The organism is Vibrio sp. 10N.261.51.A4, from assembly GCF_041471945.1.
GTDB lineage: Bacteria > Pseudomonadota > Gammaproteobacteria > Enterobacterales > Vibrionaceae > Vibrio > Vibrio crassostreae_C.
Map to the genome: position 1 here is coordinate 41,163 of NZ_JBFRPJ010000093.1, position 7,272 is coordinate 48,434.

3 protein-coding genes are annotated in these 7,272 nt (G+C 43.6%); 2 read left to right on the forward strand and 1 reads right to left on the reverse strand.

All coding sequences use genetic code 11. The annotated features are described in order from the left end of the window. Nucleotides 1-83: 83 nt before the first annotated feature. Complete coding sequence (gene metH / locus AB4384_RS20185; protein ID WP_017061335.1) at nucleotides 84-3,761, reverse strand: methionine synthase; 3,678 nt, start codon at nucleotides 3,759-3,761, stop codon at nucleotides 84-86. Between the two features lie 169 nt (nucleotides 3,762-3,930). On the opposite strand from metH, the gene AB4384_RS20190 reads away from it, so the two are divergent. Next, nucleotides 3,931-5,211 (forward strand): sodium:proton antiporter, encoded by a 1,281-nt coding sequence (locus AB4384_RS20190; protein ID WP_017061334.1) that lies wholly within the window; start codon nucleotides 3,931-3,933, stop codon nucleotides 5,209-5,211. Between the two features lie 698 nt (nucleotides 5,212-5,909). Further along, a protein-coding gene (locus AB4384_RS20195; protein ID WP_210448093.1) for an IS3 family transposase occupies nucleotides 5,910-7,087 on the forward strand; the annotation gives its coding sequence in 2 pieces (ribosomal slippage) (nucleotides 5,910-6,168 and nucleotides 6,168-7,087; 1,179 coding nt in all). Nucleotides 7,088-7,272 lie beyond the last annotated feature (185 nt).

Sequence of the window (7,272 nt, forward strand, 5' to 3'; positions counted from 1 at the left end):
TAAATCACAAATACAAAAAGGGTTGCTATTTAGCAACCCTTTCTCTTTTTACTTTACGAATCAAAGCTCATCATAGATTCAAACTAGTTAATGTTAGGACCTAACCACTTCTCGGCTTCTAACATATCCCAACCTTTGCGGTCAGCATAGCTATCCACTTGATCCTGTTGAATCTGTGCAATAGCAAAGTATCTAGCATCAGGGTGTGAGAAATACATACCAGACACTGAGGCACCAGGCCACATCGCGTAGCTTGTCGTTAATGACATATCGATTGCCTTTTCAACGTCCATCAGCTCCCACAACGTACCTTTCTCTGTATGCTCTGGGCAAGCAGGGTAACCTGGAGCTGGACGAATACCTTGGTATTTCTCTCGAATCAAATCGTCGTTAGACAAATTCTCATCTGGCGAGTAACCCCAAATATCCTTTCTCACTTCTTTATGCAGATATTCCGCGAACGCCTCAGCCAATCGGTCAGCAACCGCCTGAATCATAATCGCGTTGTAGTCATCGCCTTTCGCTTTGTATTCATCAGCCAGCTCTCGCTCACCAATACCACCCGTCACCGCAAAGCCACCAATCCAATCCGCTTTACCGCTTTCTTTTGGCGCAATGTAATCAGACAAACAGTAGTTAAAGCCTTTTGGTTTCTCTGTTTGTTGACGAAGATTGTGTAGAACTTTTAGAACTTCGGTACGAGATTCATCGGTATACACCTCAATATCATCACCAACACTGTTCGCTGGGAACATGGCACACATACCACGCGCTTCAAGCAGCTTCTCTTTCTCTACGCGATCCAGTAAATCATTAGCATCTTTGAATAAACGTTTTGCCTCTTCACCCACTTCTTCATGATCAAGGATTGCAGGGTATTTACCAACCAATGACCATGTCATAAAGAATGGAGTCCAATCGATGTACTGACGCAAAGTTGCCACATCAAAATCATTGAAGATGTGAACTCCCGGCTTAGCGGGTGCCGGTGGCGTATACGCATCCCAATCGATAGCAACTTTATTGGCACGAGCTCTTTCAAGCGTGACAGGCTTGGTACGAGGCTTCTTACGATTGTGCTGATCTCGAACGCGATCGTAATCGATATCCAGCTTCTCAACGAAAGCGGGTTTCAATTCATCAGAAAGTAGTGAAGTACAAACACCCACTGCACGCGAGGCATTATTTACGTATACAACAGGTTCTGAATAATTCTGCTCAATCTTAACTGCTGTGTGAGCTTTAGATGTGGTTGCACCGCCAATCAGAAGAGGCAGCTTGAAACCCTGTCTCTCCATTTCTTTAGCAACATGTACCATTTCATCAAGAGACGGTGTAATCAGCCCAGACAGGCCAATAATGTCGACATTCTCTTCTTTCGCTACCTTGAGAATCTTCTCGCAAGAAACCATCACACCTAAGTCGATAATTTCGTAGTTATTACACTGTAAAACCACACCAACGATATTTTTACCGATATCGTGAACGTCACCTTTAACGGTCGCTAACAAAATCTTACCGTTAGTTGCGCCCACTTCTTTGGATGCATTAATGAATGGTTCTAAATGGGCAACCGCCTGTTTCATCACACGCGCAGACTTTACAACCTGTGGTAAGAACATCTTACCTTCACCAAACAGGTCACCAACAACGTTCATTCCGTCCATTAGAGGACCTTCAATCACTTCAATAGGACGAGAGGCATTAACACGAGCTTCTTCGGTATCTTCAACAATAAAGTCGGTGATACCTTTTACCAAAGAGTGCTCCAAACGCTTCTCTACAGGCCAAGTTCGCCACTCTAATGCAGATTTATCTTCAACCTTACCAACAGCACGCTCTAGGTATTCGGTCGCCATATCCAGCAATCTTTCAGTCGAATCATCACGACGGTTTAGTACCACATCTTCAACAGCATCACGCAGATCTTCTGGAACATTATCGTAAATTTCCAACTGACCAGCGTTTACAATGCCCATATCCATACCGTTTTTAAAACAGTGATATAGGAATACCGCGTGAATAGCCTCACGGACGTAGTTATTACCACGGAATGAGAATGAAACATTCGACACACCGCCAGAGATCATCGCATGCGGGAGATCGCGTTTGATGTCTCCTACTGCTTCAATGAAATCAACCGCATAGTTATTATGCTCATCGATACCAGTAGCCACTGCGAAAATATTCGGGTCAAAAATAATATCTTCTGGTGGGAAACCGACTTCATCAACAAGAATGTTGTAGGCATTGGTACAGATTTCGACTTTACGCTCTCGAGTATCAGCCTGCCCGACTTCATCAAACGCCATCACGATGACAGCAGCACCATAACGACGAACTAATTTGGCTTGCTCAACAAACTTCTCTTTGCCTTCTTTTAGAGAGATTGAGTTAACGATGCCTTTGCCTTGAATACACTTTAGGCCAGCTTCGATAACTTCCCACTTAGAAGAATCGACCATAACAGGTACTTTCGAGATTTCAGGTTCTGAAGCACATAGATTCAGGAATTTAACCATACACGCCTCGGCGTCTAGCATCCCTTCATCCATGTTGATATCGATAATTTGAGCACCATTCTCGACTTGCTCTCGAGCTACACTCAAGGCTTCGTCGTAGAGCTCTTCTTTGATAAGGCGCTTAAAGCGTGCAGAGCCGGTAACATTGGTCCGCTCACCTACATTCACGAACAAAGATTCTTTAGCTATCGTCAGTGGCTCTAGTCCCGAAAGACGACAAGAAACTGGTAAGTCTGGCAATTGACGCGGCGTTACACCTTCAACGGCCTCAGCCATTTCACGGATATGCTCTGGAGTAGTACCACAACACCCACCAATTAGGTTCAAGAAGCCACTTTCAGCCCACTCTTTAACATGTTCAGCCATATCCTCAGGAGAAAGGTCATACTCGCCAAATGCATTAGGCAAACCCGCATTAGGGTGAGCAGAAACATTGCACTCTGAGATACGAGACATCTCACCGACATACTCACGCAGTTCATCAGGGCCCAATGCACAGTTCAATCCAAATGAGATTGGTTTTACATGACGAAGGGCGTTGTAGAATGCTTCTGTCGTCTGTCCTGAAAGGGTACGACCTGATGCATCAGTGATGGTACCGGAAATCATCACTGGCAGACTGATACCTACTTCTTCGAAAACAGATTCAACCGCAAAAGCACACGCTTTCGCGTTTAACGTATCAAAGATAGTTTCAATAAGAATTAAATCTGAACCGCCCTTAATGAGCGCGCGAGTCGATTCAGAATAAGCTTCAACCAGTTCGTCAAAGCTAACATTACGGTAACCTGGATCGTTTACATCAGGGGATATAGAACAAGTTCGGTTGGTAGGGCCTAATACACCCGCTACGAAGCGAGGTTTATCTGGGGTCTTTGCGGTCCATTCATCAGCTGCTTCACGAGCAAGCTTGGCAGCAGCAAAGTTAATCTCTTCACTAAGGCTTTCCATATCATAGTCGGCCATAGCGATGGTTGTAGCGTTAAAGGTATTGGTTTCGAGGATGTCAGCCCCAGCTTCCAAATACTCCATATGGATATCTTTGATAAGCTTAGGCTGTGTAAGAACTAAAAGGTCATTGTTGCCCTTCAAGTCACTGTGCCAATCAGCAAAGCGTTCACCACGATAGTCTTGCTCTTCCAATTTATAATCCTGAATCATGGTGCCCATGCCACCATCAATCAGTAAAATTCGTTGCTTCAACAGAGCGTCAATCTTTTGCCTTACATTACTTCCCACGGTACAACCTCATTCCTTTAATTATCCCTCCATCCTATCACACATTAAAAAGGAGTCTAGACGTCTAAAAAAGGAAATTGATTACTGAGTCATGACAAAAAAATGTTTGCTATTTGAGCATGAGACAACGAAAATTCATATTCATACTTTGTTACATGTTGGAATCCCAATGTCGGTCTATTACACCTTATGCTTCTTGTCCGCTGCAGCCATGCTTATTGCTTTCGTGAATACAAAAATTGGTAAAATGCAGACAACCATCGCCATCACAGCTGGCTCAATGATGTTATCTCTATTGATTATCATTGCGGGACAAAATAATTGGTTCCAATTGGCAGACATTGCCTCAGAGACCGTTGCCAGTATCAATTTTGAAGATTTCCTTCTAAAAGGGATATTAGGATTCTTACTATTTGCAGGCGGTTTGGGAATCAAATTACCAAACCTAAAAGACCAGAAATGGGAAATAACAGTACTCGCGTTAGGTGCTACGCTGTTTTCAACATTCTTTATCGGTTTTGTGCTGTACGGGTTTTGCCAGTTCATCGGTATTCAATTTGATCTGATTTACTGCCTACTCTTTGGCTCGCTAATCTCTCCAACCGATCCCATCGCCGTGCTAGCAATAGTAAAGAAACTCGACGCTCCCAGAAGAATCTCTACTCAAATCGAGGGAGAGTCTCTATTCAACGATGGTTTTGGCTTAGTTATCTTCGTAACCCTATTTACTATCGCATTCGGCACAGAAGCGCCAACCGTCGGTAGTGTGACCATGCTATTCGTTCAAGAGGCAATTGGCGGCATCGTCTACGGTTTTGTTTTAGGTCTTGTATTCCACTACCTAATCAGCAATACCGATGACCACTCGATGGAGTTGCTATTAACCATCGGCATCCCAACTGCTGGTTATGCGTTTGCTGAAGTTCTACATGTATCAGGCCCATTAGCGATGGTGGTATCAGGTATCATGATTGGTAACTGGACTCGCTTTATCGGATTCTCGAAAGAGAGTGAAGATCACCTAGATCATTTCTGGGAGTTGATAGATGAATTCTTAAACGGCGTATTATTCCTACTAATTGGTATGTCGATGCTGTTATTCAAATTCCACCAAGAAGACTGGATCTTAATGGCGTTCGCAGTCCCTCTAGTATTGAGTGCACGTTACTTGAGTGTTTTCTTGTCTTACATCGGATTTAAACGCTTTAGAACTTACAACCCGTGGTCGATTAAGATTCTAACTTGGGGTGGCTTACGCGGTGGCTTAGCATTAGCCATGGCACTTTCGATCCCTTCAGGTATCTGGGTAATTGAAGACAAAGCAATAGATGTAAAAGAGATAATCCTTGTCATGACATACGCCGTTGTTGTGTTCTCTATTCTAGTTCAAGGCTCAACAATCACTCCTATGATAGAGAAAGCAAAACAAGCAGAGAAAGAGCTAGATTAATATCTAAATAGATCAACCAAGGCCGCCTACTTTAGGTGGCCTTTTTATACCTAATGAAAGTCAAACTCGCCAATTCCCTCACTGAAGTTATCGTTGAAAGGGATGCGTGGAACATAGAGCTCATATCGATATTTGATACCGCTAATATTTGAGTAATCGAAAGCCTTAATGTGGGTGGACAGAACTCTTTAAGGAGCTTAAGTCATACAGAGAATTAGTTCTTCTGCCCACTCGCTAGTCTACCCAATAACCCACTCTCAAGTTATATAAGCTTCAATCGAAAGGCTTCACCTTTCACCTGGAAACAAAAATAACGGGACTCAACGTCTCGCTAGAATAGCGTTAGTTATTAACAGGACTACGGAGCTAGATGAGTGGTGAACAGAAAGCTTTAGCTTTGAACTAAGTCATTAAATACAGCAAGGCTGCACTAAATCAGTGTTCGATAGAGATAGCTAAAGGAACACATGGTACTTCAAGTGATACTTGTAAAAATGACAGGAATAAAAAGCGCTAGCATTTCTGCCGAGACGTGCAGACTAGAGTCTTAAATATGGCAAGGCTGGAATGAGTAGGCACTCCGGAGATTCGAGCACGCAGGTGAGCTAGGAGCGCCTAGTTATCCCTGTAGTGGTACGCTGAATTTGGTCACTTAGTTAGAGGTGATATCATCACCTCATAAGTTAACAGGTGACACTATGACAAAACGTACAAGAAGACTATTTAGCGCTGAATTCAAATTAGAAGCGGCACAACTGGTTCTAGATCAGAACCACTCTGTGACAGAGGCTGCTCAAGCTATGAATGTTGGGAAGTCCACGATGGATAAGTGGGTTCGCCAACTAAAAGAGGAACGTCAGGGGAAAGCACCTAAAGCATCGCCGATGACGCCTGAGCAAATTGAAATACGTGAATTAAAAAAGAAGTTAGCTCGCCTTGAAGAGCATAATGAAATATTAAAAAAAGCCACGGCTCTGTTGATGTCGGACTCACTGAACAATTCTTGATAATCAAGAAACTCAAGCAGAGCCACAGCGTGAAAATATTATGTGAAGTGTTCAATGTTCATCGAAGCAGTTATAACTACTGGCGAAAACGTCCAGTAGAAATTGATGCCGAAACAGCAAAGCTCCGTAGTTTAGTTAGCGAGGCACATGCCGCAAGCAACGGTTCTGCGGGAGCGAGAACCATTGCTGACATAATAACGAGTCAGGGAACTAACCTGAGTCGCTACAGAGCAACGAAGTTCATGAAAGCCCTTGGTCTAGTGAGCTGCCAAGTGCCAAAACACAGGTATCGTAAAGCATCACAAGAACATATTGAGATCCCAAACCTCTTAGGCCGCCAGTTTGTAGTTACGGAGCCAAACAGAGTTTGGGTTGGTGACGTTACTTATGTTTGGACTGGCTATCGTTGGATGTACTTAGCCGTAGTTTTAGACCTGTTCGCTAGAAAAACGATTGGTTGGGCAATGTCATTATCGCCCGATAGTCGATTAACTCGTAAGGCTCTTGCCATGGCTTATGAGTCTCGTGGTAAACCACAGGGCGTCATGTTTCACAGTGATCAAGGCAGTCATTATACAAGCCGAAGTTATCGGCAATTACTGTGGCGCTTTCAGATCAAGCAAAGCTTATCTCGACGAGGAAATTGCTGGGATAATGCACCAATGGAACGCTTCTTTAGAAGCTTGAAGACGGAATGGATACCTACAGTAGGTTATCGGAGCTTTGCAGAGGCACAACAAGAAATTACTCGATACATTATTGGGTATTATTGCCAACTCCGCCCGCACCAATACAACGGTGGTTTGACTCCCAATGAATCAGAACGATTGTTCTGGTTAAACTCTAGGAACGTGGCCAATATCAGTTGACCACTACACCCAACATTACTTCGTAGAAGCAGCAGATACAAAAAAGCCCCAGTATTTCTGCTGAGGCTTAGTATATGGAAAGGTTGGAGGTTTAGACTCCCAACACGCGCTGTTTTGGTAAGTAGGAGAATCCGCGGCTTTGCTAATGGCGTATATTATACCAACCCGGAAAATTAACTGATCAG

Bases quoted from the DNA above. Each gene is read 5' to 3' on its own strand.
- AB4384_RS20190 (WP_017061334.1), top strand. From the start codon at position 3,931: ATGTCGGTCTATTACACCTTATGCTTCTTGTCCGCTGCAGCCATGCTT.